Raw genomic sequence first — 24,995 nt, forward strand, 5'->3', positions numbered from 1 at the left:
AGGTCGGGGGACGGTCAGACCTCGTCGTCGCCGACGCCCTGGTCGTGGGGGATCGGTCCGTAGTGCCGCCGCTCCCACCAGCCGAGCCCGGCGGCGCAGGCGGCGGTGAGCAGGTCGGCGATGACGATCAGCACGCGCGAGACGGCGGCGAGGGCGATCGCTTCGCCGGCCCCGATCGTCGGTGCGAGCGCCGTGACGATGATGACCTCGCGCACGCCGGCGCCGGAGGGCAGCAGGAAGAAGAACAGGCCCGAGATCATCGCGATCGCCATGGTGCCGATGCACACCAGCAGGAACGACGCGCTGCCGTCGACGTCCGAGACGCCGCGCACCAGCAGCCACAGGTGGAGGCCGAAGAAGCCGTACGACGCCACGGCCGCTGCGAGGGAGAGGGCCACGGCGCGCGCCCGGACGGGGTGGTCGCGCTGCGGGCGGCGCAGGATCTTGAAGCCGAGGGCCACGAGCCGCTCGAGGATGCGCGGGTGCAGGCACACGACACCGATCGGGAGCAGCAGGTAGAGCCAGACCAGGTTGCGGAGGTCCTCGTAGTCCCGGATGAAGCCGGGGAGCACCAGCGAGCCGGCGAGGAGGGCTGCCACGACGGCGACGGCGAGGGAGAACAGGGTGGCGGTGAAGATCCGCGCCCGCGCCAGGCCGGCGCGTCGCCCGAGCTCGATCTGCAGGAGGTAGGCCCACACCGAGCCGGGGAGGTACTTGCCGAGCTGGCCGACCAGGAAGATCTGCGCACCGCGGGCCACGCCGATCGGCTTGCCGAGCTCGTCGACGAGCAGCTGCCAGCTCCAGGTCGACAGCAGGATCGCGACGGGCAGCGCCAGGAACGACGGCAGCCAGTCACGCCAGGACAGCTCGGCCAGGGTCTCCTGCACGACCTCGTGGTTGGACCAGAGGGCGTAGCCGGCGGCCAGGACCACCGCGACGACCAGGAGGATGCGCGCCCAGTGGATGAGCCGGCCGCGCATGGTGTGCGCGGGCTGCACTTCGGTGGACGTGACGGATCCCTTCGTCGGGCGGCCGCCGGAGCGGCACCTGGTGAGGCGACGCCGTGCTGCGGCGTCTGGACAGCCATCTTGCCCCACCGGGGCGCGATGCGGCCAAAACGCGGCCCGTATATAGGGTTCGGGCATGGCTGAACCACTGCGCATCGCACTCGTCGGATCCGGGTCCATGGGCCGCAACCACGCACGTGTCATCGCCACCGGTCCGCGGACCGAGCTGGCTGCCGTGATCGACCCCCACGAGGAGAGTGGCCGCGCCGTCGCCGGCCAGTACGGCTCCGCGTGGCAGGCCGACCTCGACGGGATCGGTTCCTTCGACGCGGTCGTGATCGCCGCGGCGACCGAGGCCCACCACGGCCTCGCCGCCCAGGTCATCGACGCCGGCCTGCCGCTGCTCGTCGAGAAGCCGCTGTGCCCCTCGCTCGAGCAGTCCCAGGAGCTCGTCGACGCCTCCGCGGCGGCCGGCACCCCGCTCATGTGCGGCTTCCTTGAGCGCTTCAACCCGGCCGTCATGACCGCGATGAGGATGGTGGAGGCCCCGCTCTACGTGCGCGCCCAGCGCCACTCCCCGTACGCCCCCCGCATCAAGACCGGCGTCGCCTGGGACCTGCTCGTGCACGACGTGGACCTCGTGGTGCGCGCCTTCGGCGGCGAGCAGCCGGAGTCGTTCGACGTCAAGGTCGGCCAGTTCCACCCCCAGAGCGTCGAGGGCGCGGAGGACATCGTCGAGGCCGGCGTGCGCTTCTCCGGCGGCGGCATCGCGTCGGTGTCGGCGAGCCGGCTCGGCCAGGTCAAGGTGCGCTCGATGGTCATCCAGGAGCTCGACCGGATGATCGAGATCGACCTGCTCCGGCGCGGTCTGACCAGCTACCGCCACTCCAGCATCGAGGCCGACGACGACTTCGTCGGCTTCCGCCAGTTCACCGAGATCGAGGTCCCCGAGATCGGGGGAGCCGAGCCGCTGGTCTCCCAGCTCGCCCACTTCGTCGACCTGGTCGACGGCAAGGTCGACGTCGACGCCGAGCGTGCGAGCATCCTGCCCGCTCACAGCGTCGTGGACGAGGTCCTCAGGACCCGGTGACCAACTTCGGGTCGGTCGGGGCGGCGAGGTCGACCCGACCGATCTGACGCGCCGGCACGCCCCCGACGATCGCGCGGGCCGGGACGTCCGCGGTCACGACCGCCCCGGCCCCCACGACGGCCTCGTCACCGATGGTGACGCCCATGTTGATGATGGCGCCGGCGCCCACGAAGACGTGGTCCCCGATGGTGACCGGTCGGCGCTCCACCTCGGCGAAGCGGCGTCCGGAGACGCACCGCCTCGCCGAGGAGTGGGTGTAGATGTGCACGCCGGAGGAGATGTCGCACCCCCGGCCGATGGTGAGCCCGCCCGAGGCGTCGATGACCGTGAAGGCACCGATCCAGGTGCCCTCGCCGACCGTCGGCTCGCCGACCACCCAGGCGTGCTCGTTCCACGGGTTGGGCGGCAGGGAGGCGCTCACCGGAGGCTCACTGGGCCCGGATCAGGTCGATCATGCCCTGCCGCACCTCGATGGTCGGCTCGAAGCCGAGCATCTCCTTGGCGCGGGTGATGTCGGCCGCGCGGCGGCTGGCGATGACGTCGCGCTCGTTGAAGATCGGCGTCACGTCGGCGTTGACGGCCTCGATGAGGATGTCGGCCAGCTCGGCGATGGTGGTGTCGATCCCGGTGCCGATGTTGACCGGCTTGTTGTCCTGCTCGGACTCGAGCGCCAGCACGACGGAGCGCGCGATGTCGTGGACGTGGATGAAGTCCATCGACTGCTCGCCCTTGCCGTCGATGACCGGGGGCTCGCCGTTCTTGATCCGGTTGACGAAGTGGTTGATCACCGAGGTGTAGTAGGCGGTGGTCTTCTGGCCGGGGCCGTAGACGTTGAAGAACCGCAGGCCGACCCACGACAGCCCGCTGCGGCGGTGGTAGAAGTCGAGGAGGTCCTCGCCCGCGCGCTTGGAGATGCAGTAGGGGGTCTGCGGGGAGAGCCGGTCGTCCTCGTGCATCGGCAGCCGCTCGGGGTCGCCGTAGACCGACGCGGACGAGCAGTAGACCAGGCGGTCCACGCCGTGGTCGGCGGCGGCCGCGAACACGTTGTGGTTGCCGATCATGTTGATGTCCATCGACTCAAAGGGGTCGGCCTGGCTCTTGTTGATCGACACCGCAGCGGCGTGGATGACCTTGGAGCACCCCTTCATCGCCGCGTGGACGGCACCGCCGTAGCGCACGTCCTGGTCGATCAGCTCGACGTCGTCGCCGAGGGCGGCCACCGCCTCGCGGTCACCGCGGAACATGTTGTCGAAGATGCGGACCTTGTAGTCCTTCTCGAGCAGCATGGGAACGACGTGCATGCCGATGAAGCCGGCACCGCCGGTGAAGAAGACGGTTTCCTTCGAGCTCATCTGATGGATCTCCTCATGGGTGTGGTTCGGGGTTCGGGGGCGTACGGGTGGGTGGGACCGGACGGGGTGCCGGGGTCAGCGGGTGCGCTGCGGTGCGGGGGCCGCCACGAGGTCGCCGAGGACCTCGAGGTGCCGCTCGGTCACCCGGTCGAGGGCGAAGTGCTGGTCGACGATCGTCCGGGCGCTCTCGCCGACGAGGCGGGTCGCCTCGGGGTCGTCGAGGGCGAGGTTGAGGCGCTCGGCGAGACCGTCGACGTCGCCGACCTCGCACATGAAGATGTCGTCGCCGTCGATCATCGGGATGCCGGGGAAGTTGTCGATGCGGCCCCACGCCACCACCGGGGTGCCCGCGGCCATCGACTCGAGGGTCGCGGTGCCCAGGCCGAGGCCCTGCTCGTGGCTCTCGACGGTGGCAGCGGCCAGCAGGTGCGGGATGTCGGCCTTCGGGACCGCGCCCAGGCTGTGCACGGCATGGGCCACGCCGAGCTCCTCGGCACGCTTCTGGAACAGGTCGTAGTAGACGCGACCCACCACCACGAGGCGGGCGTCGGGGTGCCGGGCGAGGACCGCCGGCAGCGCCTCGACCAGGCCGAGCCGGTCGCGCACGGGGATGACGTGCCCGACGGACAGGATGATCGGCGCGTCGGGACCGACCCCGGCGAGCTCGCGACCGCGTGCCGCGTCGCCCGAGCGGACCCAGGCCGGGTCCACGCCGACGGGGATCGCGACGAGGTCGCGGTAGCGGCCGCGGTAGCGCTCCTTGATGTAGTCGTCCATGTAGGAGTCCATCACCACGAGCGAGGGTCGCGAGCGCCGCAGGCGCGGCGCCACGAGGGTGGCGTCGAGGAAGCGGAACGCGTGCCGGTAGGCGGCCGCCGGGTTCTCCAGGCGCGTGTGGATGCTCAGCAGCACCGGGATGTCACGGCGCCGCGCGTAGGCGCCCGTGGCCCAGGTGAGGTCCATGAACTGCCCGTGCTGGTGGATCACGTCGGGCCTGAACTCGTCGAGGAGCGCGGCGAGGCGGCGGCGCAGCGAGGGTCGCGTGGCGAAGGAGATGTCGAAGGAGACCGCCAGCCGGCTCTCGGGGAGCACGAAGGCGGGGAAGCGCACCACCCGCACGCCGTCGCGCCACTCCTCGGCGGGGGCGTCCTCGTAGGCCGCCGTCACCACCAGCACCTCGTGGCCCCGGGCGGCATAGCCGCGCGCCAGGGCGTCACTGAGGTGCGCGCTGCCTCCCACCCGCGGCGGGTAGAAGTTGTTCACCACGACGATGCGCACGTAGGGACCCCGATCGATTGCGCCGACAAACCGGTCCACCATAACGATCTGCGGCGGCGTGCTCCCAATCCGGCCGCGGCCCGGGCGCGGCCCGCGCGGGAGGTGTGCCGTACGGCATGGAGTAGCCTGACCGCCGCTCGGAACCAGACACGGGGGAGGCCGTCATCGACACCACGTCGCCGGAACCAGCGGTGTCGGAGTCACCGGAACCCCCGGAATCCCCGGAGTCGTCGGAGTCGCCGGAATCCCCGGTCCCCGACGACCAGCGGCGGACGTGGCGGATCCTCGGCAGCTGGCCCGACCGCCTCGAGGTGCTGCTGCCGCTGCTCGCCTACGCCGCGATCGCGCTCGGCAGCCTGTCCACGTCCTCGCTCGGCCTGCTCTCGGTCGACGGAGGTGGCGACGGTGCCGACCAATGGGGCTCGTCGCTCCCCATCCGCAGCGACGAGTGGCTCACGCAGGCACCGATCGACCTCTCGGTGCTCGCCCACGGCACGTCGACGGCGCCGTCGCTGTCGCAGGACCCCGACCTGATCTACCAGATCTCCTCCGGGCAGGTCGTGGAGTCGGTCCTCTTCCACGAGGGCAACTTCCTTCGCCTGGGGCCCTGGCTGCCCGACGAGATGCTGTTCTCGGCGTTCCGGGCGTGGCCCTGGCTCCTCCTCGTGCTCGCGCTGCCACCGCTGCTGCGCCGCATGGGTGCCTCGAGGCCGATGTCGTGGCTGGGCGTGGTGCTCGTCTTCCTGGCCCCGGCCTCCGTGTGGTGGTCGTTCATGCCGGTGCGGATCATGGCCTTCGCCGCAGCCGGCAGCTACGTGCTGTGGCTCGCGCGCGACCGGATGGTCGCGGGGCACCGGCTGGTCGCCGTGCTCCAGGCCGCGGTGGCCGGCGTCCTGCTCGCCCGGCTGGTGACCTACTACGTGCCGTGGTCGCTCACCCTGGGCGTGCCCCTCGTGATCGCCACGGGGGTCTACCTCGTCGCGGACCGGGTCACCCGCCGACAGGCGCTGCTGACCGTCGGGGCCGGCGCGCTCGTCTCGCTGGCCGTGCTCGCCGGCACGCTGCTCGAGAACGCCGCGTCGCTGTCGGCCGAGCTCAACACCGTCTACCCGGGACTGCGGCGGGTCACCGGCGCGGCCCAGATGCCCTCCCAGCTCTTCGGTGGGCCGGCGCTGTTCGAGATGGAGGACGGCGCGGCGCCGATGCTCCTCAACCAGAGCGAGATCTCCTCCGGCTTCCTCGTGTGCGCCTTCTGGGCGCTGGTGGTGTGGCGACGCGCCTGGGCCGGTGCCACCACCGCCCAGCGGGGCGCGATCGCCACCCTCGCCGCGGCCACCGCCCTGTGGAGCGCCTGGGCGATGTTCGACTGGGGGCCGCTCGGCGAGAGCATCCCGCTGCTCAGCGCGGTGCTGCCGGTGCGCGCGGCGCAGACCGTCGGCTTCCCGGCGACGCTGCTGCTGGTCCTGCTGGTCTCCCGCCTCACCGGGGACTCCTCGCGCCTCGCCGTGGCCGCGGCCGTCACGACCGGTCTCGTCACGGCCTACGGCGCCTCCGACGCGCGCCGCGCCCTGCCCGACCTGGCCACCTGGCAGGTCTGGGCGGCCGTCCTGGCGGTGTCGGCCGTCGCCTATGCCGTGACCCGCTGGCCGTCGCGCTCGTGGCCGGTCGTCGGCACGCTCGTGGTGTGCCTCGCCGCGGGCATCGACGCCAACCCCGTCGTACGCGGGGTGGGCGACCTGCGCAGCAGCCCGGCGGCCGACGCGGCCCGGGCACTCACCCGGCGCGCCGAGGCCGACGGCACGCTCATCGCGACCAACTCGATGGCGGCCAACGCGCTCTTCATCGCCAACGGCGCGCCGACCCTCACCGGCAACCAGGTCACCGGCCCGATCGTGTCCGAGTGGGAGAAGGTCGACCCCGACCACGAGTACGAGAACGTGTGGAACCGGGGGGCGAGCTATCTCTACGTCGCCTTCGACGGCGAGCGCGACGCCCCGTGGGTGGAGGAGGCGGCCCCCGACGTCATCGTCATCCACGTCCACCCGTGCTGGCTGGCCGAGAGCGACCTCGACGTCGGCTACGTCGTCGCGACGCTGGAGATCCCCGGCCCGTGCGTGCGGCCACTGCGCACCTTCACCTGGTACGGCGGCACCCAGTACGTCTACGCCTTGCGCGACCGGCGGTGAGCAGGGATCGGGGAGTGCCGGCTTGCCCAGGGCGAGCCGTCACTCCCCGATCTCGTCGGGCGGGGGCGCTCAGGCGCCGGCGCGCACGGTCGTGTTGACCGCCGTGACGATGCGCTCGAGGGCGGCCTCGTCGAGCGAGGGGTGGACCGGCAGCGAGATGACCTCGCGCGCCACCTGCTGCGTCACGGGCAGCTCGAGGCCCTCGGCGTAGCGGGTGAGCGAGGCGAGCTGGTGGTTGGGGATCGGGTAGTAGACGCCCGAGCCGACCTGGTGCTCCTCGCGCATGGCGGTGACGATGCGGTCGCGCTCGTCGCCGTCGACCTTGATCGTGTACTGGTGGTAGACGTGCGTCGCGTCGTCGGCGACCGGCGGCACCACGACGCCCTCGAGGTGGGCGTCGAGGTAGGCGGCGTTCTCCTGGCGGACCTTGGTCCAGCCCTCGACCTTGGTGAGCTGCACGCGGCCGATGGCGGCGTGGATGTCGGTCATGCGGGCGTTGAAGCCGACGACCTCGTTGGCGTACTGGCGCTCCATGCCCTGGTTGCGCAGCAGGCGCACCATGCGCGCGATCTCCTCGGTGGCGCAGGAGACCATGCCGCCCTCGCCCGAGGTCATGTTCTTGGTCGGATAGAGGCTGAACATCGCGAAGTCGCCGAAGCTGCCGACCTGGGCGCCCTTCCACGTGGCGAGGTGCGCCTGGGCGGCGTCCTCGAACAGGCGCAGGCCGTGCTCGTCGGCGACGGCGCGCAGCGCGTCGACGTCGGCCGGGTGGCCGTAGAGGTGCACCGGCATGATCGCCGCGGTGCGGTCCGTGACGGCCGCGCGGACGCTGTCGGCGTCGAGGCAGAAGTAGTCGGGCTCGACGTCGGCGAAGACCGGCGTCGCGCCGGTCAGCGCGACCGAGTTGGCGGTCGCGGCGAATGTGAAGGACGGCACGATGACCTCGTCGCCCGGGCCGATGCCGGCAGCCAGCAGGCCGAGGTGGAGGGCCGAGGTGCCGGAGTTGACGGCCACGGTCGTACGCCCGCCCGCCACCGCGGCGCCGAACTCCTGCTCGAACGCAGCGACCTCGGGGCCCTGCGCGATCATGCCGGAGCGCATCACGCGGTCCACGGCGGCGCGCTCGTCGTCGCCGACGATCGGCTTGGCGGGCGGGATGAACGGGAGTGACTCGGCGGACATGTGGGGCCTTTCGGGTGCGGACGGTGCAGTCGGTGCAGTCAAGGTCTGGGCGGGGCTGGTGAGGTCTGGTCAGGAGTGGTCAGTGGGCCTCGAGGCGCGACAGCCACGCCTCGACGGGGGCCCGCAGCGGGTCCTGGAGGCCGCCGGTGTCGCGCGAGCCGTGCAGGACGACGGCCGCGAGCGGTTCGTGCTGGTCGGCGGAGACGCCGAGGCGGTCGAGCCGATAGGTGTTGAGCCGTGCGGCGCGGGCGGGGACGCCCATGCTCACGACGAAGGGCGGCAGCTGCCGCGTCACGGCCGACTGCATGCCGATCATCGACCCCTCGGGCACGGTCAGGCGCTGGTGCACGACGGTGCCGAGGCCGAGGTTGGCGCCGTCGCCGACGGTGACGTGGCCGGCGGTCACGACCATGGCCGACACGGTGACCTCGTCGCCGATCCGGCCGTCGTGGTTGACGTGGGCCTTGGTCATGAAGAAGCCGTCGTCGCCCACCGCCGTCTCGTGGGCCCAGCCGCCGCTGATCGTCACCATCTCCTTGAAGACGTTGCGCGAGCCGATGACGACGGGGTTGCCGTCGAACGGCTCCTCCCACGACGCGGTCATGTCGTGGCCGCGCACCTCCGCGGCGCCGCCGACCACGACGTGCGAGGCGAGGTAGTTGTCGTCGCCCAGGCTGACCCTGCCCTGGAGGACGCAGAAGGGACCGACGACGTTGTTGTCGCCGAGGGTGACCTCCGGGCCGACGACCGCGGTGGGGTGGATCCGGTTGCTGGTGCCCACGTGCGTGCTGCTCCTGCGCCTCAGCGGCGTACGGCCGGGTCGGCGAGCACGGCGCGCAGCTGCTCGGCGACGTAGTCGAGGTCGTCGGCCACCAGGTTGGCGTGCATCGGCAGCGCGAACTGCGTGGTGAACAGGCGCGCCGACACCGGGCACACGTCCTGGGTGCCGTAGACGGGCTGGACGTGGGAGGCGTACGTGCCGAAGTTGCTGCCGACCCCGCGCTCACGCAGGGCCATGACGACGGCGTCGCGGTCCACCGAGTCGTCGGTGGTCACGAGGTAGGACTGGTAGGGGTGGGTGCGGTCCTCCGCGACGACCGGCAGGGTGATGCCCTCGACGTCGCCGAGGCGCTCGGCGTAGCCGTCGGCGGCGGCGGTGCGCGCGGCGAGGAGGGCCGGGAGCCGGGTGAGCTGGACCCGCATCATGGCCGCCTGCACGTCGGACATCCGGTAGTTGTAGCCCGCCATGTCGAAGGACGGCACCGCGAGTGCCGAGGACCCCTCGCGGCTGACGGCGGGAGCGATGCCGTAGGTGTGCAGCTTGCGGGCCAGGTCCATGCGTGTGGCGTCGTCGCCGACCAGCGCGCCGCCCTCACCGGCCGTGATGCCCTTGCGGCCGTGGAAGCTGAACGCGGCCAGGTCGGCCAGGCTGCCCGCCGGGCGGCCCTTGTAGGTCGCCCCGGCCGAGCAGGCGGCGTCCTCCATCAGCCACAGCCCACGGCTGCTGCAGAGCGCGGCGAGCTCGTCGTAGTCGGCCGGCTGGCCGACCATGTCGACGGCGATGATGCCCACGGTGCGCTCGTTGACCAGGGCGGCCGCGGCGTCGACGTCGATGGTCCCGATGTCGGGGCGGACGTCCGCGAAGCGCGGCGTGGCGCCGGTCCACATGACCGAGTGGCCGGTGGCCGGGAAGGTGTAGTCGGCGACGATCACCTCGTCGCCGGGGCCCGCGCCGAGCACCTGGAGCGCCAGGTGCAGCGCCGAGCCGCAGTTGGAGGTCGCGAGCGCGTGGGAGGTGCCGGACACGGCGGCCAGCTCACCCTCGAAGGCGACGCACGTCGGGCCCGCGCCGGACAGCCAGCCGCTGGCGAACACCTCGCGGAGCGCCTCGATCTCCTCCTCGCCGACAGTGGGCTGACCGAGGGCGACCTGACGGGTGGCGAGCATGGAGGACCTTCCGGATCTTGGCCCGAGAGGGCCTGCGCATCGTGGGTTGTGACCGTCACAACCTAGACGCCGCCCCGGGCAAGACGGAAACCACCGGCGTCGACCACCGCGCTCACCAGGCGCTGACGCACCAGGCCACGACGGCGATCGCGCTGACCGAGGCGAGGACCCGGGCGAACCAGGGGTGGTCGCGCGCGAGCAGGAGGATCACCAGCACGAAGAACGGGGCCAGGGAGATGGAGTAGCGGGAGACGACCGGGTAGTCGATGCCCACGTTGACCGCGTTGAGCAGGCGGAGCAGCGGCGGGTAGGCCAGCAGGCCGAGCAGCGCGGACACGGCGGCCAGCTGGAGGACCCGTACGGGCTCGTCCGCGGGAGGTCGCGGCGGGTCGAACCGGCGCAGGACCCCCGTCGCCCCGGCGATCAGTCCGCCGGCGACCATCGCGGTGACGAGCAGCGGCATCCCGATCCCGGCCGCCCGGACGTAGGTGCGCACCGTCCCCAGCTCGGGGCGCACCAGGCTGCCGTCCTCCACCCACGGCAGGTGGGAGGCGAAGATCTCCGCCCACACGCCGAGCGCGACCTGGTCCCAGCCCGCCCGGGCGTACGGGGCGTAGAGCGTGGCGTCGTCGATCGTCGCGCGGGCGTCGATGAGGGCGCCGAAGGCGAGGATCGGGACGACGAGCAGACCGGCGAGCACGGCGGCGTGCCACCAGCGGGGGTCCCACGGCGTGTTGAACCGCCGGCCCCGCAGCCGGAGCACGAGCCCGAGCAGGACCGCGACGAGCAGCACCCCGGCGGGCAACGACGCCGTCACCGCGACGGCGGCGCTGACCGCCGTGGCGGCCGCGACCCAGCCGAATCCCCGCCCCGTGAGCAGCCACCGGAGCCCCGCGCCGGCGACCAGCGCCCCGCACACCACGGCTGCGGACATCGGGTTGACCATCGTGGAGTAGACGAGCACCGACGGGGCCGCGACCGGGGTGAAGGCGGCCGCCACCTGCTCCGCCGATCCCAGTCCCAGCCGCCTCGCGACGTACGCGCAGAGCGCCATGCCGAGGACGGCGACGACGGCGGCGAACCGCCGGTAGGTGTCGATGTCCCACCTGGCCTCGCCGGCGACCGCGTCGTGGGCACGGCGGAAGCCCTCGCCGGCGACGAAGTAGGTCGGGTAGTGGATGTATCCCGTGGTGCGGGAGCCGGTGGGCTGCGGTAGGCGGCTCGGCACGGCCCTCGCGGAGCCGCACCGGGCCTGCCACGCGATGGTCTGGTGCCCGGAGTAGCAGGTCCACGTGTCGACGAGCGGCTGGCCGACGTCGGCACCGCGGTAGGGGAAGGTGCCCCGGTGCACCTTGAAGGCCGTGTCGGCGTGGGCGATCTCGTCGACGGGGGAGAGCGGCTTGCCCTCCCCGGCCAGGCGCCAGGTCGTCACCAGGGTGAGGAGCAGGCCGGCGACGAGCACGCCGACGCCGAACCATGACGCCGCGCGGCTGCGGAGGGAGGACTCGCGGGTCACGGGCCTCACCAGGTCGCCAGTCCGAGGCCGAGGCAGGTGGCGGTCGCGACGACGGCGAGCCCCCGCGTGAGGAGCGGCCGGTCCTGCACGGCGACCAGCACGAGCCACACCAGCAGCGGCGCGAAGCCGATCGAGTAGCGGGCCACGACGGGGAAGTCGAAGCCGACGTTGAGGGCGTTGCTCGTGCGCAGCAGGACCGGGTAGACGAGGACGCCCGCGAGCGTGCAGGCGGTGAGCAGCTGCATCGGCTGCAGGATGCGCTCCTCCTCGGCCCGGGTGGCGGCCACCCGCGTGACCAGGCGCACCGACGCGACCGCCAGGACGGCGAAGACGGCGATGGTCACCCACAGGGGCAGGCCGTTGACGCTCGCCCGCAGGAAGCGCTGCAGCAGCAGTCCGTCCTCGCCGATGCCGAGGGAGCCGGTGGCGTACCACGGGCTGTGGACGATGAACAGCTCCTCCAGGGCTCCGGACACCACGGTCCGCCAGGAGTCGAGCGCCACGAAGGAGTAGAGCTCGGCGTTGGAGATGGTCGCGCGGGACGAGATCCACCGTCCGTACGCGACGACGGGCGCCACGACGACGACCGTGAGCACGCCGAGCTGCCACCACCGCGGGCGCCAGTCGCCGGCCACGCTCCACCCGGCGCGGTGCAGCAGCAGCGCGACGATGATCGCGAGCATGAACGCACCGGCCGGCAGCGTGTGGGTCACCGCGACCGCGGACGCCAGCACGGTCGCCGCCGCGAGCCACCAGAACCCGCGGCCCGTACGCATCCAGCGGATGCCGGCCCAGCCGATCAGGGCACCCGCCAGGACCGCGGCGGCCTGCGGGTTGGCGATCGTGCCGAAGAGGAGGATGCCGGCCGAGGCCGAGGGCAGCAGCGTCCCGGCGACGAGACCGGCGCCGCGAAGCCCCAGCGCCCACGCGGCGGCGAGGCAGGCGAGCAGTCCGGCGACCGTCACGAGCGCCGCGTAGCGCCGGTAGGTGTCGACCCACGAGTCCGGGTCCGCCACGCTCTCCTCGACGGCGCGGTAGGCCTCGCCGACGACGAAGTAGGTCGGGTAGTGGATGTAGCCCGTCGTGTGGACGCCCGACGGCAGGGAGATCGGGCCGAGGTCGGGGTGGTCGCAGGGCGCCATCGCGGCCCCGGCCTCGTGGCCGACGCCGCACGCCCACTCGCGCACCAGGTCCATGGTCATGAGCGACCCGCGGTGCGGGTACTCGCCGTCGTGGACCCGGACGTGCGTGTCGAGGTGCACGTGCTCGTCGACCGCGCTCATCGGCATGCCCTCGCCGGCCCGCACGAAGAGTCCGATGGCCAGCGCGCCCAGCACCAGCGCGAGCAGCACGGTCGCCCCCCTGCTCCCGCGGTCCGGCCGCGTCCGGGCGTGCCTCGTCGTCCTGCGCACTGCGCCCCCGCTCCTGTCGTGCGTCGTGTGGGCGACGCCGCTGCGCCGCCGGTCCTGCCCGGCCGCAGGCTAACCCGTCCGGCGACTACCCTTGACGCCCGTGCCCCAGCAGCAGCCCGAGCAGCAGGCCCCGCCCGTCCAGCGCCTGCGGGTGCGCTACGCCAAGCGCGGCCGGCTCCGCTTCACCAGCCACCGCGACTTCAGCCGGGCCTTCGAGCGCGCCGTCTTCCGCGCGCGCATCCCGATGGCCTACTCCTCGGGCTTCAACCCCCACCCCCGCATCTCCTACGCCGGCGCCGCGCCGACGGGCTCTGCCAGCGAGGCGGAGTACCTCGAGCTGGCGCTCGCCGAGGTCGTCGTCCCGGTCGACGTCCACGCGATGCTCGACGAGGCGCTGCCGCCCGGCCTCGACGTGCTCGAGGTCGTCGAGTCCCCGGGCGGGTCGCTGGCCGACCTCCTCGAGGGCAGCCGGTGGCGCATCGACCTCGCGGCCGACCGGGACGCCACGACCGACGCCGTCGCGCGCTTCCTCGCCGCCGACGAGGCGCTGGTGGAGCGGATGACCAAGAAGGGCCTGCGCGAGTTCGACGCCCGTGGCGCCGTCGTCTCGCTGGTGGTCCTGCCCGCCGACACGGCGACCGGAGGGCGTACGTCGCTCGACGTGGTGGTGCGGCACGGGACCCCGGCCGTACGCCCCGACGACGTGCTGCGCGGGCTCGAGGCCGTCGCGGGACTGTCGGCCGGTGAGGCCCCCCTCATGACCCGTACGGCCCAGGGGCCGCTCAGCGCCGCGGGTGAGGTGGGCGACCCGCTGGCGTCTCACGCATAGGGCCCGCGCCGCGAGGGTGTGCGATACTCGCCACGTTCGACGCCCCGGCTCCCGCCGGGATCCCGTCGAGCCGACGACGTTCTCGCCGGCCACACCAGTGTCCGGCACCCCGGGTGGGTGGACGTCACCGGACCGCGACGCGGCCACATGAGTCGGTGACAGCGACTCGACGGTGGCCCGGCGACCGCGGCAGGTGACGGATCAGCGGCCCGGAGACGCACACGCGGAGGGTGTCGCCGCCACAGAAGCTTTGCGTCCCCGGGATCGTCACTCGAGAGCGGCGGACGCCGTATCGGCACCGCCACGGTGCCCGAGGAGCACCACATGCTCAGTGAAGACCAGATCGACGACCAGCCCGAGCGCAGCGAGTCGGGGGCCGACACCTCGGCGGCACTCCCGGAGACGGCGCCCGCCGCTCCCGTCGTGACGCGACGTACGCGCAAGGCACCCGCCAAGAAGGCGGCCCCCGCGGCGGAGGCGCCCGCTGAGGCAGCTGCCGAGACGGCCGGGGAGCCCGCCGCGTCTGCGAAGGCGACCGCCAAGAAGGCCGCGGCCAGGAAGGCCGCCCCCCGCAAGTCCACCGCCAAGAAGGCCGCCGCCGCGCCCGAGGCCGGCGCCACGGCCGATGCCGCTGTCGAGCCCGCCGTCGACGTCGCCGTCGAGCCCGCCCCGGCCAAGAAGGCCGCCGCGCGCAAGACCGCCGCGAAGAAGGCTCCGGCGAAGAAGACCACGGGCATGAAGGCCGCCAGCGAGCCCACCGCCGAGCCCACCGCCGAGGACCCGGGTCCCGCTGCCGACGCAGCCGGGCACGCCGTGCTGTTCCAGGCTCCGGTCGTGACCACGACCACCCGCCGGACACGCAAGAAGCCGGCGCCGGTGCCGGTCGAGTCCGCGCCGGCCGGGGACGAGGCGGCCGGGGACGAGGCGGCTGCGCCCGAGTCGGCTGCGGTCGACGTGGCCGGTGACGAGGTCGTGCCCGCCACGACGTCCGCGAGGACGAGGGGTGGCGCGAGCAAGAAGGCCGCCAAGAAGACCGCCGGCAAGAAGACGGCCGCCAAGAAGACCGCTGGTCGCGGTGCGGCGGCGCAGGACGCGCCGGACGCCGACGACCTGGCGGCTGAGGAGCTCGCCGAGGACGAGGTCACCGAGGAGGCCAGGGAAGAGCCCGCCGAGCAGACCGCCGCCGCGGACGCCGGCACCGAGGCCGACACCGACTCCGCGGACGACGACACTGACGGCGAGGGCGGCCCCGCGCGGCGTCGCCGTCGTCGCGGCGGCCGACGCCGCCGCAAGGCCGAGTCCGGTGCCGACGGCTCCGAGCCCGGCGCCGAGAGCGCCTCGTCGGACTCCGGGGAGGAGTCCGAGTCCGAGGGCGAGTCCGGCACGGCCGACGGGTCCGACGGCAGCTCCTCCGACGGCAGCTCCTCCGACGGCAATGGCGAGGCGAACGGCGAAGGGACCTCCCGACGTCGCCGGCGCCGCCGGCGCGCGGGCGATGACAGCTCGTCCGACGCCGACGACCCCAACACCGTGACCCGCGTGCGCAAGGGGCGCTCCGCGGAGGACCAGATCACGGCCGTGGCCGGGTCGACGCGTCTCGAGGCCAAGAAGCAGCGCCGCCGCGAGGGCCGCGAGGCCGGTCGTCGCCGCGCCCCGATCGTGAGCGAGGCCGAGTTCCTGGCCCGCCGCGAGTCCGTCGAGCGGGTCATGGTGATCCGCCAGCGCGAGGACCTCATCCAGATCGGCGTGCTCGAGGACAAGGTGCTCGTCGAGCACTACGTGGCCCGCGAGTCGCAGACCTCGCTCATCGGCAACGTCTACCTCGGCCGGGTCCAGAACGTGCTGCCGTCCATGGAGGCGGCCTTCATCGACATCGGCAAGGGCCGCAACGCCGTGCTCTACGCCGGTGAGGTCAACTGGCAGTCGCTGGGCCACAAGGAGGGCCAGCCCCGCAAGATCGAGTCGGTCCTCTCGAGCGGGCAGATGATCCTGGTGCAGGTCACCAAGGACCCCGTCGGGCACAAGGGCGCCCGCCTGACCAGCCAGGTCAGCCTCGCCGGTCGCTTCCTCGTCTACGTCCCGGACGGCACCACCTCCGGCATCTCGCGCAAGCTGCCCGACACCGAGCGCAGCCGCCTCAAGACCCTCCTCAAGGAGATCGTCCCCGACACCGCCGGCGTCATCGTGCGTACGGCCGCCGAGGGCGCCAGCGAGGAGGAGCTGACGCGCGACGTCGAGCGACTCAAGTCGCGCTGGGAGGACATCGAGAAGAAGGCCACCAACAAGGGTTCCGGCCCGCAGCTGCTCTACGGGGAGCCGGACCTGACCCTCAAGGTGGTCCGCGACCTCTTCACCGAGGACTTCTCCAAGCTCGTCATCGAGGGGGACGACGCCTGGAGCACCGTCTTCGGCTACGTCGAGTCCGTGGCCCCCGACCTCGCCGAGCGCGTCGAGAAGTTCGAGCGCGGCGCGACCGGCGGCGACGTCTTCGCGACGTACCGGATCGACGAGCAGATCCAGAAGGGCCTCGACCGCAAGGTCTGGCTGCCCTCCGGCGGTTCGCTCATCATCGACCGCACCGAGGCGATGACCGTCGTCGACGTCAACACCGGCAAGTTCACCGGCTCCGGCGGCAACCTGGAGGAGACGGTCACCAAGAACAACCTCGAGGCGGCCGAGGAGATCGTGCGCCAGCTCCGGCTGCGCGACATCGGCGGCATCATCGTCGTGGACTTCATCGACATGGTCCTGGAGTCCAACCGCGATCTCGTCGTGCGGCGCCTCGTCGAGTGCCTGGGCCGCGACCGCACCCGCCACCAGGTCGCCGAGGTCACCTCGCTCGGGCTGGTGCAGATGACGCGCAAGCGCATCGGCACGGGTCTGGTCGAGTCGTTCAGCGAGAACTGCGAGCACTGCCACGGTCGCGGCGTCGTGATCAAGGACCAGCCGGTCGACCCGAACGCCAAGTCCTCCGACGACGGCGGGGAGGGCCGCCGCGGCAGCCGCAGGCGCGGCCGTCGCGGCGCCGACGACGGCAGCCCCAACGGCAGCGGCTCCAACGGCGGCGGCTCCAACGGCGGGGGCAACGGGAAGGCCACCGAGCCCCACCACGCTCCGTCGCCGAAGGACGTGGCCGCCATGGCTCGCCACGAGAAGCCCGCCGACGAGCCGGCAGACGAGCCGGCAGACGAACCGGCGGCCGACGAGCCGACGGTCGACGAGGGTGCTCCCGAGCCGGAGGCGCCCGGCGTGGAGGCGCCTGCCGAGGAGTCCGCGACCGAGGCTGCCGACGCTCCTGCCGAGACGCCTGCCGAGACGCCTGTCGAGACGCCTGCCGAGGCTCCCGAGGAGGCTGCTGCCGAGGCTCTCGCCGAGCCTGAGAAGCCGCGGGTCGTGACGCGTACGCGCCGTCGGTCCGCCAGCCGCCCAGCCGGCCCGCCGGCCGGTGTCGGCACCGTGCCCGACTCAGGCCTGGTCGAGCCGGGCGCAGCCGGCGTCGAGCAGGGCGTCCAGCCGTCGGGCGAGCCCGCAGCCGACCTCTCCACCGAGCCTGCCGGACAGCCCGCGGCGGACGCGCCGGTGGTCGAGCACGTCCCGATCAAGAAGAGGGGCTCGCGCAAGCGCTGAGCGCGGGGGAGCGGGTGGCCGACCTCGTTTTGCCCGGTCGGCACCCGATCCCGTAGTCTTGACCCTCGGTGTTCGACACACCGATTCTGCGCGCCCGCCACGCGGCGTACTCGCCCCACCAGGCGGTGTCGTGCGCAGTCCCGCAAGTTTTCTTATCTGTAGTCCGTATCGAGGAGAGTGACTCGCCGTGTACGCAGTCGTGCGCAGTGGCAGCAAGCAGCAGAAGGTTGCCGTGGGCGACGTCATCGAGATCGACGCGATGGCCGCCGCCGGTGACACCCTCACCCTTCCCGTGGTGATGGTCGTCGACGGTGACAAGGTGACCGCGACCGGCCTCGACAAGGCGAGCGTGACCGTCGAGGTCACCGGCCGCACCAAGGGCCCGAAGATCATCATCCAGAAGTACAAGAACAAGACCGGCTACAAGAAGCGCCAGGGTCACCGCCAGAAGTACACCCAGGTCAAGGTCACCGACATCTCCCTCTGAGCGTTCGCTCGAGGTCGACCAAGTCTCTTCAGAAGGACTGAACAATGGCTCACAAGAAGGGTGCTGCGAGCACCAAGAACGGCCGTGACTCCAACTCCCAGCGCCTCGGTGTGAAGCGCTTCGGCGGCCAGGTCGTCGGCGCGGGCGAGATCATCGTCCGCCAGCGGGGCACGCACTTCCACCCGGGCACCGGCGTGGGTCGCGGCGGCGACGACACCCTGTTCGCCCTGCAGGCCGGCGCCGTCGAGTTCGGCACCCGCCGCGGTCGCAAGGTCGTCAACATCGTCCCCGGCGAGTGACGTCACCGCGACACTGAGCACTTCTGCGAAGGGCGTCCCTGTCTGGGGGCGCCCTTCGTGCTTTCACCCACCGATGCAAGGAATCTGATGGCCATCCCCACGTTCGTCGACCAGGTCACGCTGCACCTCGCGGCCGGACGAGGTGGCAACGGCGTGGCCTCCGTCAAGCGGGAGAAGTTCAAGCCGCTCGGCGGGCCCGACGGTGGCAACGGCGGCCAGGGTGGGTCGATCATCCTGCAGGTCGACACCAGCGTGACCACGCTCGTGGACTACCACCACAGCCCCAAGCGGCGTGCCGACAACGGCGGCCAGGGGGCCGGTGACCACAAGAACGGCGGCAACGGCAAGGACCTCGTCCTGACCGTCCCCGACGGCACCGTGGTCAAGGACGCCGACGGCAACGCGTTGGCCGACCTGGTCGGCCAGGGCACCACGATGGTCATCGCCCAGGGCGGGCGCGGGGGGCTCGGCAACGCGGCGCTGGCATCCTCCAAGCGCAAGGCGCCCGGCTTCGCGCTGCTGGGCGAGCCCGGCGACGAGCTCGTCGTACGCCTCGAGCTCAAGGTCGTCGCCGACATCGGCCTGGTCGGGTTCCCGAGCGCCGGCAAGTCCTCGCTGATCGCCGCGATCTCGCGGGCTCGGCCCAAGATCGCCGACTACCCGTTCACCACCCTGATCCCCAACCTCGGCGTGGTCACCGCGGGCGAGACGACCTTCGTGGTCGCCGACGTGCCCGGCCTGATCGAGGGCGCCGCGGAGGGCCGCGGTCTCGGACACGACTTCCTGCGCCACATCGAGCGCTGTGCGGCGCTGGTCCACGTCATCGACACCGCGTCCATCGAGCCCGGTCGCAACCCGCTCGACGACCTCGACGTCATCGAGGGCGAGCTCGCCCGCTACGGCGGACTGGAGGACCGGCCCCGGTTGGTGGCCCTCAACAAGGTCGACGTGCCGGACGGCCAGGAGATCGCCGACATGGTGGTCGAGGAGCTGCGCGGCCGCGGGCTGCGGGTCTTCGAGGTCAGCGCTGCGTCCGGCGCGGGCCTGCGCGAGCTCACGTTCGCCATGGCCGAGATCGTCGTCGCGTCCCGCGAGGTCGCGCCCACCGCCGAGCCCGAGCGGATCGTGCTGCGTCCGAAGGCGGTCGACGGCGGGGACGACTTCGAGGTCGTCGCCACCGACGACGGCTGGCGGGTGCGCGGCACCAAGCCCGAGCGCTGGGTGCGCCAGACCGACTTCAGCAACGAGGAGGCGGTGGGCTTCCTCGCCGACCGCCTCAACCGGCTCGGTGTGGAGATCAAGCTCGCGCAGATGGGTGCGCAGGAGGGCGACGCCGTCATCATCGGCCCCGAGAACAACTCGGTCGTCTTCGACTTCAAGCCCAGCATCGAGGCCGGCGCCGAGATGCTCGGTCGCCGCGGCGAGGACGAGCGGCTCCGCGAGACCCGCCCGGCCCGCGAGCGCCGCCGCGACATCGCCGAGGCGATGGAGACCAAGGCCGAGGAGGAGGCCCGCGCCGACGTGGCCCGCCGCCTCGACGAGGAGCGCCGCAAGAAGGGTCCCAACCGCAGCTCCGGCAGCTCGGGTGTCGGGCCGATGGCCTACGAGATCGGCACCAAGGACGACCCCGACTGGGACGGCAGTGACGACTGACCGCTCGGCCCTGGTGGAGGCCGCCCGACGCGTCGTGGTCAAGGTCGGCTCGTCGTCGCTGACCACGGCCGCCGGCGGCATCGACCCCGCACGTGTGCGGCAGCTCGTCGAGGTCCTGGCGGCCGCCCGTGACGGAGGGGCCGAGGTCGTCCTCGTGTCGTCCGGGGCCATCGCCGCCGGTCTCGCGCCGCTCGGGCTCACCGCCCGACCGCGGGGCCTCGCCGCCCAGCAGGCCGCGGCGTCCGTGGGGCAGGGGCTGCTGGCGCACCGCTACCAGGAGGAGTTCGCCCGGCACGGCATCGTCACCGGTCAGGTGCTGCTCACCCTCGACGACGTCACCCGGCGTGCCCACTACCGCAACGCCCACCAGACCTTCGCCAAGCTGCTCGAGCTCGGCGTCGTGCCGATCGTCAACGAGAACGACACCGTGGCGACCTCCGAGATCCGCTTCGGTGACAACGACCGCCTCGCCGCACTCGTCGCCCACCTGGTGCACGCGGACCTGCTCGTGCTGCTCTCCGACGTCGACGGCCTCTACGACGGACCGCCGTCGCGGGCCGGTTCGAGCCTCGTCCCGCTCGTACGCTCCGAGGAGGACCTCGCGTCGGTGACCATCGGGTCCGCCGGCGCGGCCGGGGTCGGCACCGGCGGCATGACGACGAAGGTCGAGGCCGCCCGCATCGCGACCGGCGCCGGGATCGACGTGGTGCTGACGTCCGCGGAGCAGGCCGCGGCGGCGCTCGCGGGTGCGGAGGTCGGGACGCTGTTCGAGGCGACCGGCAAGCGCCGCCCGACGCGGCTGCTGTGGCTGGCCCACGCGACGTCGGGGCAGGGCACGCTGACCCTGGACGCCGGAGCCGTACGGGCCGTGGTCGAGCGCCGGGCCTCGCTGCTCGCCGCGGGCGTGACCGCCGTCGACGGCAGCTTCGTGGCCGGCGACGCCGTCGACCTCCTCGACCCGGCCGGCGTCGCCGTGGCGCGCGGCCTGGTGAACTTCGACGCCGACGAGCTGCCGGCGCTGCTCGGTCGCTCGACCCGAGAGCTCAAGGTGGCCCTCGGCGCGGCGTACGAGCGCGAGATCATCCACCGCGACGACCTGGTCCTGCTGTAGCCAGCCCTCGCGCCGGCTCAGTCGCCGCTGCGGGCAGCCACCAGGGTGTCGTCGAACGCCTGCAGCAGGTCGATCACCGCCTGCCGGGGGACGTTCGGAGCCTCGACCCCCAGGTTCCCGAACTCGACGGCGGCGAAGGTCGCCAGCAGCTCGTCGGAGTGGACGAGCGCGCTGCTGGCCGTACCGCCGGAGGTCACGATGGCGATGCCGGCGTCGCCCTCCTCCACCGGGAAACGGCTCTCGCGCTGCGCCGGCCGGGCGGCGTCCGCCACCAGCGCATCGGCCTGCTCCTGCGGGATCGGGCCGGCGGTCAGCCGGAGCTGGCGGTCGCGCTCGGGGTTGCGGTAGAGGCACTGGATCTTGCCCGCCCCGTTGTCGGAGCCGCGTGCCGTGGTCGCCTCGCCGATCACTGCCCGGACCTGGGGGTCGTCCTGGCGGGGGCACGCCTCGGGCAGCAGCACCCGCGGCTGGACGTCGCGTTCGAGCGACAGCGAGTCGAGGACGGCGAGCAGCCTGTCGGTGGTCCTCTGTCGTGCGGCTGGGTCGAGCTCGTCGAAGCGGCGGGCGGCGCTGTCCTTGACCAGCACCCAGAAGCCCACCTCCTCGGCGGCGTGGTAGCCGTAGCCGTTGACGGTGGCGAAGTCCGACGTGGTGATGGCGGCGTAGCCGCGGTCGGTCGCCGTCCCGCCAGCCGTGGCGAGGATCTCGTTGACGTCGGTGGGCCCGAACTTGCCGAGGAACCAGCCCCACGCCGCGACGTCGACCTCGTCGCCGTCCTTGCCGGGGTGGCTCACGACGCAGCCGTACTTGGGCGTGTCGTCCACGACGAAGGCGCCGATCGCGTCGAGCAGGGTGATGGCGCCGGTCAGCTCGGTGTGCAGCCGGACCGACTCGCGCTGGGCCCGGGGGACGAAGAGGCGCCACTCCTCCGGGGCGAGGCTCTCGCACGGATTGATGTTCTCGACCGCCGCGGCGTCGGCGGTCGGCTCGGGCTCGTCGGGCTCTGTCGATGCCTCGGGATCGTCGGTGTCGGTGGACTCCGACGTCCCGGCCGTCGGCTCGCCCTCGCCGTCCGAGGGGTCGGACGATCCGCCGCTGCAGCCGGCGAGCAGCAGCGTGGCGAGCAGCAGGGCGAGCAGGGAGCGGAGTCCGGGACGGGCAGGCGTCGTCATGATCGCCATCCTGCCCACTCGCCCGCCCGGTAATCCTCGGGTCGGGCTCAGTCCTCCGCGAGCACCGTGTCGAGCTCGTCCATCGTGCTCGTGAACGCGCCCGCCAGGTCGACGTCGTAGGCGTCGGCGAGGGTCAGGACGGACCACAGGCAGTCGGCCAGCTCGTGGGCGAGCGCCTCGTCGAGGTCCTCCCGGGGGCGTACGCCGGCCTTGCCCTGCACGAGCTTGGCGAGGTCGCCGACGTCGCCGAGGAAGCCGAGCATGATCTCCTCGGTCGTCCACGACCGGCCGTAGGCCGAGGCCTCGACCTCGGCGTAGCGCGCCCGGACCGAGCGGGCGCGCTCCTGCATCTGCTGGAAGTCCATGGGTCGATCCTGCCTCAGCTGAAGGTGCGCGCGAGGCCGAGCTCGGTGGCGAGCCGGTCGGCGTACGGCCTGCGCTCCACGGCCGGCACCCAGCGGGTGCTGCGGTGCTGCTCGTAGAGCCGGTCGTCGGCGTGGCGGGGGAAGACGTGGACGTGGAGGTGCCACACGTCCTGGTTGCCCGCCGGCTCGTTGTGCTGGCGGGTGGAGATGCCGTCGCAGTCGTACGTCGCGCGCATGGCCACTGCGACCTGCTGCGTCAGGTCCCAGACGGCGTGGCCGGCCTCGGACGGGATGGCGTAGAGGTTCTCGTGGTGCCCGCGGGGGATCACGAGGACGGCGCCGTCGTTGGCCGGCCACCACTTCGGTGAGATGCGGGCGTAGGCGAGGTCGGTGACCGCGACGACGTCCGTGGGCTGGTTGTGCTCGTCGTGGACGCCTTGCTCGAGCCGGCAGAAGGGGCAGTCGTAGCCGAGGGGTTCGTGCACGCGGACACCCTGCCACGGTGCGGAGCGCTAGCGTCGCCACATGACCGACGAGCGGGAGCCACTTCACCGGACCGCGGAGGAGATCGCGGAGGACGAGGTGTTCTTCCGGTGGTACGGCGACTGGGCACCGCTCGACCCCGCAGGTCTGGCGGCCTTCATGGCCGGCTTCACCCGGCCGTGGTGGATCGTCGGCGGCTGGTCGATCGAGGCGTTCACCGGGGTGCCGCGCGAGCACGAGGACGTCGACCTCTCGATCCTGGCCTGTGACCTCGACGCCTTCCGCGAGCACGTCGGCGAGGAGTGGAACCTCTGGAGCATCCACGGGGGCACGCTGCGCCCGTTCGACGACCGCCACCCCGAGGTGCTCGACGTGCGCAGCCAGGTCTGGGTGCGGCGCAGTGCCGCCGACCCGTGGGTGATCGACCTCCCGATCACACCGGACCGCGGCGGTCTCTGGACGAGCAAGCGCGACCCCGACCACGTCGCCCCGCTCGACGACGTCACGTGGGTGGCCGACGACGGTGTCCGGTACCTGCGACCCGAGATCACGCTGCTCTACAAGGCCGTGCTGCACCGCCCCAAGGACGACAGGGACCTGGCCGTGACGTGGCCGCTGCTCGGCGAGGAGCAGCAGGCCTGGTTGCGCGAGGCCGTACGCCGGCTGTACCCGGACCACGACTGGCTCGAGCGGATGACCTGACTCAGGCAGACCGCGCCCAGGCGAGCGCGTCGGCCACGATCTCCTCCGTGGACATGCCGAGCTCCGCCCGGACGCGGGCCTCGACGTCGGCGGGGAACGGGGCGCCCTTGCGACGGAAGCTGTCCATCAGGTCCCACAGCACGTCGTCGCCGCGCGTGCTGGCGAGGTAGTCGCAGGCGAGGTGGGCGAGCGCGTAGTTGAGCCGGGAGCGACCCTGGTAGAAGTCGCGCCCCGTCGGCAGGCTCCGCGGCGCCATCGACCCGACCTGCTGGGCCAGGCCGCGGCGGCGCTGGTAGACGTCGTAGACCGCCGAGTAGGCGACGTAGTCCGCCACGCCCTCGCTCAACCACCGCGGGCTGCCGTTGTCGGAGGACCCGAGCGCGACGTGCACGAGCTCGTGGCGGAAGAGGATGCCCCGCCACTCCTCGCCGTCGGTGTGGACGGGATTGACCGCGAAGCGGTGGGCCGCGACCTTCTTGCCCCCCGGCCGCGCCATGACCGGGAACGCGATGCCGGCCGTCCGGTCGATCGACATCGAGCTCATCTTGTCGATGGCGTCGACGTCGCTGATGTCGTAGGCGACGACCCGCCCGGACCACGGGGGCACGAGCGGCTCGATGGCGTCGCGGGCCGCGACGATGGCGTCCTGCAGCTCGGCGGCCTCGTCCTTCGTCTCGTCGTCGAAGACCCCGAGCACGCCGTCGGACTCCTCGACGGTGATCGCGGCGACGTCCCACGGCGCGGGGAGCCAGCCGGTGAGTGCGTCGTTCTGGAGGTTGCGGTCGCTGGTGAGCAGCACCTCGTCCTCGTCGCCCACGAACGTGTAGATCAGCGGCTGGGTCACCGCGTGCTCGTCGTAGCCGTCGAGGCGCATCGTGAAGTCGACCGGTAGCTGGAGGTCTCCCTCGCCGTGGACCCGCGTCATGACGCCCTCGTCGCCGAGCTCGAGGGACATGTCGGTGGCCGGCAGGCGGGCGATGTTGTCCCACCACCGGGCCTGCGTCCTCGCGAACTCCCCGGCCGAGGGGTCGATGGTGGCCAGGAACGCGTCGCGGTCACCGTCGACCAGGGCCTGTTCACGTGTCTCCACGAGCTCCAGCGCGGCGTCGCGGAGGGACTCGTCCATGCCCGCGGGCGGTCCGGAACGCTCCGGCAGGCCCGGGTGGCTGGGCTCGTCAGGAGCCGGCGTACCGCCCTGGCAGGCGGCCGTCGGCAGCAGGAGGAGGCAGGCGAGCCAGGCCCGGGATGCGCGCACGGGGGAAGCCTAGGTGGTCAGCACGACACTCGGGCCGGGTTC

Annotated in this window: 22 protein-coding genes; 9 read left to right on the plus strand and 13 right to left on the minus strand. The window is 72.5% G+C overall.

Annotation, left to right across the window (positions count from 1 at the left end; all coding sequences use genetic code 11):
- Window positions 1-14: 14 nt before the first annotated feature.
- Complete coding sequence (locus AC57BS_RS06540; RefSeq protein WP_496410631.1) at window positions 15-998, minus strand: lysylphosphatidylglycerol synthase domain-containing protein; 984 nt, start codon at window positions 996-998, stop codon at window positions 15-17.
- 145 nt (window positions 999-1,143) lie between these two features.
- Here AC57BS_RS06540 and AC57BS_RS06545 point away from each other — a divergent pair, with 145 nt between their 5' ends.
- Entirely contained in the window at window positions 1,144-2,097 is a 954-nt protein-coding gene (locus AC57BS_RS06545) for a Gfo/Idh/MocA family protein (protein ID WP_496410632.1), read from the plus strand.
- Here the strand turns inward: AC57BS_RS06545 and AC57BS_RS06550 are convergent.
- The 3 genes from AC57BS_RS06550 to AC57BS_RS06560 form a co-directional block, all read right to left on the minus strand.
- Window positions 2,084-2,518, minus strand: a complete 435-nt coding sequence (locus AC57BS_RS06550) for an acyltransferase (protein ID WP_496410633.1) — start codon at window positions 2,516-2,518, stop codon at window positions 2,084-2,086. The genes AC57BS_RS06545 and AC57BS_RS06550 overlap by 14 nt on opposite strands.
- 7 nt (window positions 2,519-2,525) lie before the next feature.
- A complete protein-coding gene (locus AC57BS_RS06555; RefSeq protein ID WP_496410634.1) occupies window positions 2,526-3,449 on the minus strand; it encodes an NAD-dependent epimerase/dehydratase family protein in 924 nt (307 codons plus the stop codon).
- A 75-nt stretch (window positions 3,450-3,524) separates the two neighbouring features.
- Entirely contained in the window at window positions 3,525-4,727 is a 1,203-nt protein-coding gene (locus tag AC57BS_RS06560; RefSeq protein WP_496410635.1) for a glycosyltransferase family 4 protein, read from the minus strand.
- 191 nt (window positions 4,728-4,918) lie between these two features.
- Between AC57BS_RS06560 and AC57BS_RS06565 the strand changes: the two genes are divergently transcribed.
- On the plus strand, window positions 4,919-6,913 hold the full coding sequence (locus AC57BS_RS06565; RefSeq protein WP_496410636.1) for a DUF7657 domain-containing protein: 1,995 nt from the start codon (window positions 4,919-4,921) through the stop codon (window positions 6,911-6,913).
- A 69-nt stretch (window positions 6,914-6,982) separates the two neighbouring features.
- Here the strand turns inward: AC57BS_RS06565 and AC57BS_RS06570 are convergent, their stop codons facing one another.
- From AC57BS_RS06570 to AC57BS_RS06590, 5 genes are all read right to left on the minus strand, one after another.
- Window positions 6,983-8,095, minus strand: coding sequence for a DegT/DnrJ/EryC1/StrS family aminotransferase (locus AC57BS_RS06570; protein ID WP_129456560.1), 1,113 nt, complete (start codon window positions 8,093-8,095; stop codon window positions 6,983-6,985).
- A 79-nt stretch (window positions 8,096-8,174) separates the two neighbouring features.
- On the minus strand, window positions 8,175-8,876 hold the full coding sequence (locus AC57BS_RS06575) for a hypothetical protein (protein ID WP_496410637.1): 702 nt from the start codon (window positions 8,874-8,876) through the stop codon (window positions 8,175-8,177).
- A gap of 20 nt (window positions 8,877-8,896) precedes the next feature.
- Window positions 8,897-10,042: a DegT/DnrJ/EryC1/StrS family aminotransferase gene (locus tag AC57BS_RS06580; protein ID WP_496410638.1), complete on the minus strand. Its 1,146-nt coding sequence runs from the start codon at window positions 10,040-10,042 to the stop codon at window positions 8,897-8,899.
- A 112-nt stretch (window positions 10,043-10,154) separates the two neighbouring features.
- The gene (locus tag AC57BS_RS06585; protein ID WP_496410639.1) at window positions 10,155-11,558 is read right to left on the minus strand and encodes a hypothetical protein; all 1,404 of its coding nucleotides are present in this window, start codon (window positions 11,556-11,558) and stop codon (window positions 10,155-10,157) included.
- Window positions 11,559-11,563: 5 nt separating this feature from the next.
- The gene (locus AC57BS_RS06590) at window positions 11,564-12,910 is read right to left on the minus strand and encodes a hypothetical protein (protein ID WP_496410640.1); all 1,347 of its coding nucleotides are present in this window, start codon (window positions 12,908-12,910) and stop codon (window positions 11,564-11,566) included.
- Between the two features lie 160 nt (window positions 12,911-13,070).
- Between AC57BS_RS06590 and AC57BS_RS06595 the strand changes: the two genes are divergently transcribed.
- The 6 genes from AC57BS_RS06595 (at window position 13,071) to proB (ending at window position 20,976) form a co-directional block, all read left to right on the plus strand.
- Entirely contained in the window at window positions 13,071-13,799 is a 729-nt protein-coding gene (locus AC57BS_RS06595) for a TIGR03936 family radical SAM-associated protein (protein ID WP_496410641.1), read from the plus strand.
- 324 nt (window positions 13,800-14,123) lie between these two features.
- A complete protein-coding gene (locus AC57BS_RS06600) occupies window positions 14,124-17,426 on the plus strand; it encodes an Rne/Rng family ribonuclease (RefSeq protein WP_496410642.1) in 3,303 nt (1,100 codons plus the stop codon).
- A gap of 187 nt (window positions 17,427-17,613) precedes the next feature.
- Window positions 17,614-17,913 carry a 50S ribosomal protein L21 gene (rplU, locus tag AC57BS_RS06605; protein WP_056908626.1) on the plus strand — a complete coding sequence of 100 codons (300 nt, stop codon included), beginning with the start codon at window positions 17,614-17,616 and terminating at the stop codon, window positions 17,911-17,913.
- 44 nt (window positions 17,914-17,957) lie between these two features.
- Window positions 17,958-18,212, plus strand: a complete 255-nt coding sequence (rpmA, locus tag AC57BS_RS06610) for a 50S ribosomal protein L27 (protein ID WP_135840891.1) — start codon at window positions 17,958-17,960, stop codon at window positions 18,210-18,212.
- 87 nt (window positions 18,213-18,299) lie between these two features.
- Entirely contained in the window at window positions 18,300-19,865 is a 1,566-nt protein-coding gene (obgE, locus tag AC57BS_RS06615; RefSeq protein WP_496410643.1) for a GTPase ObgE, read from the plus strand.
- A complete protein-coding gene (proB, locus tag AC57BS_RS06620) occupies window positions 19,855-20,976 on the plus strand; it encodes a glutamate 5-kinase (protein ID WP_496410644.1) in 1,122 nt (373 codons plus the stop codon). Before obgE ends, proB begins: the two co-directional genes overlap by 11 nt.
- A gap of 17 nt (window positions 20,977-20,993) precedes the next feature.
- On the opposite strand, the gene AC57BS_RS06625 is transcribed toward proB, so the two are convergent.
- Genes AC57BS_RS06625 through AC57BS_RS06635 form a run of 3 tightly spaced genes read right to left on the minus strand, consistent with a single transcriptional unit; the run spans window position 20,994 to window position 22,998 of the window.
- Window positions 20,994-22,148, minus strand: coding sequence for a hypothetical protein (locus AC57BS_RS06625; RefSeq protein WP_496410645.1), 1,155 nt, complete (start codon window positions 22,146-22,148; stop codon window positions 20,994-20,996).
- A gap of 47 nt (window positions 22,149-22,195) precedes the next feature.
- Window positions 22,196-22,513 carry a MazG nucleotide pyrophosphohydrolase domain-containing protein gene (locus tag AC57BS_RS06630; protein WP_496410646.1) on the minus strand — a complete coding sequence of 106 codons (318 nt, stop codon included), beginning with the start codon at window positions 22,511-22,513 and terminating at the stop codon, window positions 22,196-22,198.
- Between the two features lie 14 nt (window positions 22,514-22,527).
- The gene (locus AC57BS_RS06635; protein ID WP_496410647.1) at window positions 22,528-22,998 is read right to left on the minus strand and encodes an HIT family protein; all 471 of its coding nucleotides are present in this window, start codon (window positions 22,996-22,998) and stop codon (window positions 22,528-22,530) included.
- 40 nt (window positions 22,999-23,038) lie between these two features.
- On the opposite strand from AC57BS_RS06635, the gene AC57BS_RS06640 reads away from it, so the two are divergent.
- Complete coding sequence (locus tag AC57BS_RS06640) at window positions 23,039-23,698, plus strand: nucleotidyltransferase domain-containing protein (protein ID WP_496410648.1); 660 nt, start codon at window positions 23,039-23,041, stop codon at window positions 23,696-23,698.
- A gap of 1 nt (window position 23,699) precedes the next feature.
- Here the strand turns inward: AC57BS_RS06640 and AC57BS_RS06645 are convergent, their stop codons facing one another.
- Entirely contained in the window at window positions 23,700-24,953 is a 1,254-nt protein-coding gene (locus AC57BS_RS06645; protein ID WP_496410649.1) for a hypothetical protein, read from the minus strand.
- Between the last annotated feature and the right edge of the window lie 42 nt (window positions 24,954-24,995).

The sequence above is a fragment of the Nocardioides sp. BGA-UO-ETr-FS32 genome (assembly GCF_059567905.1).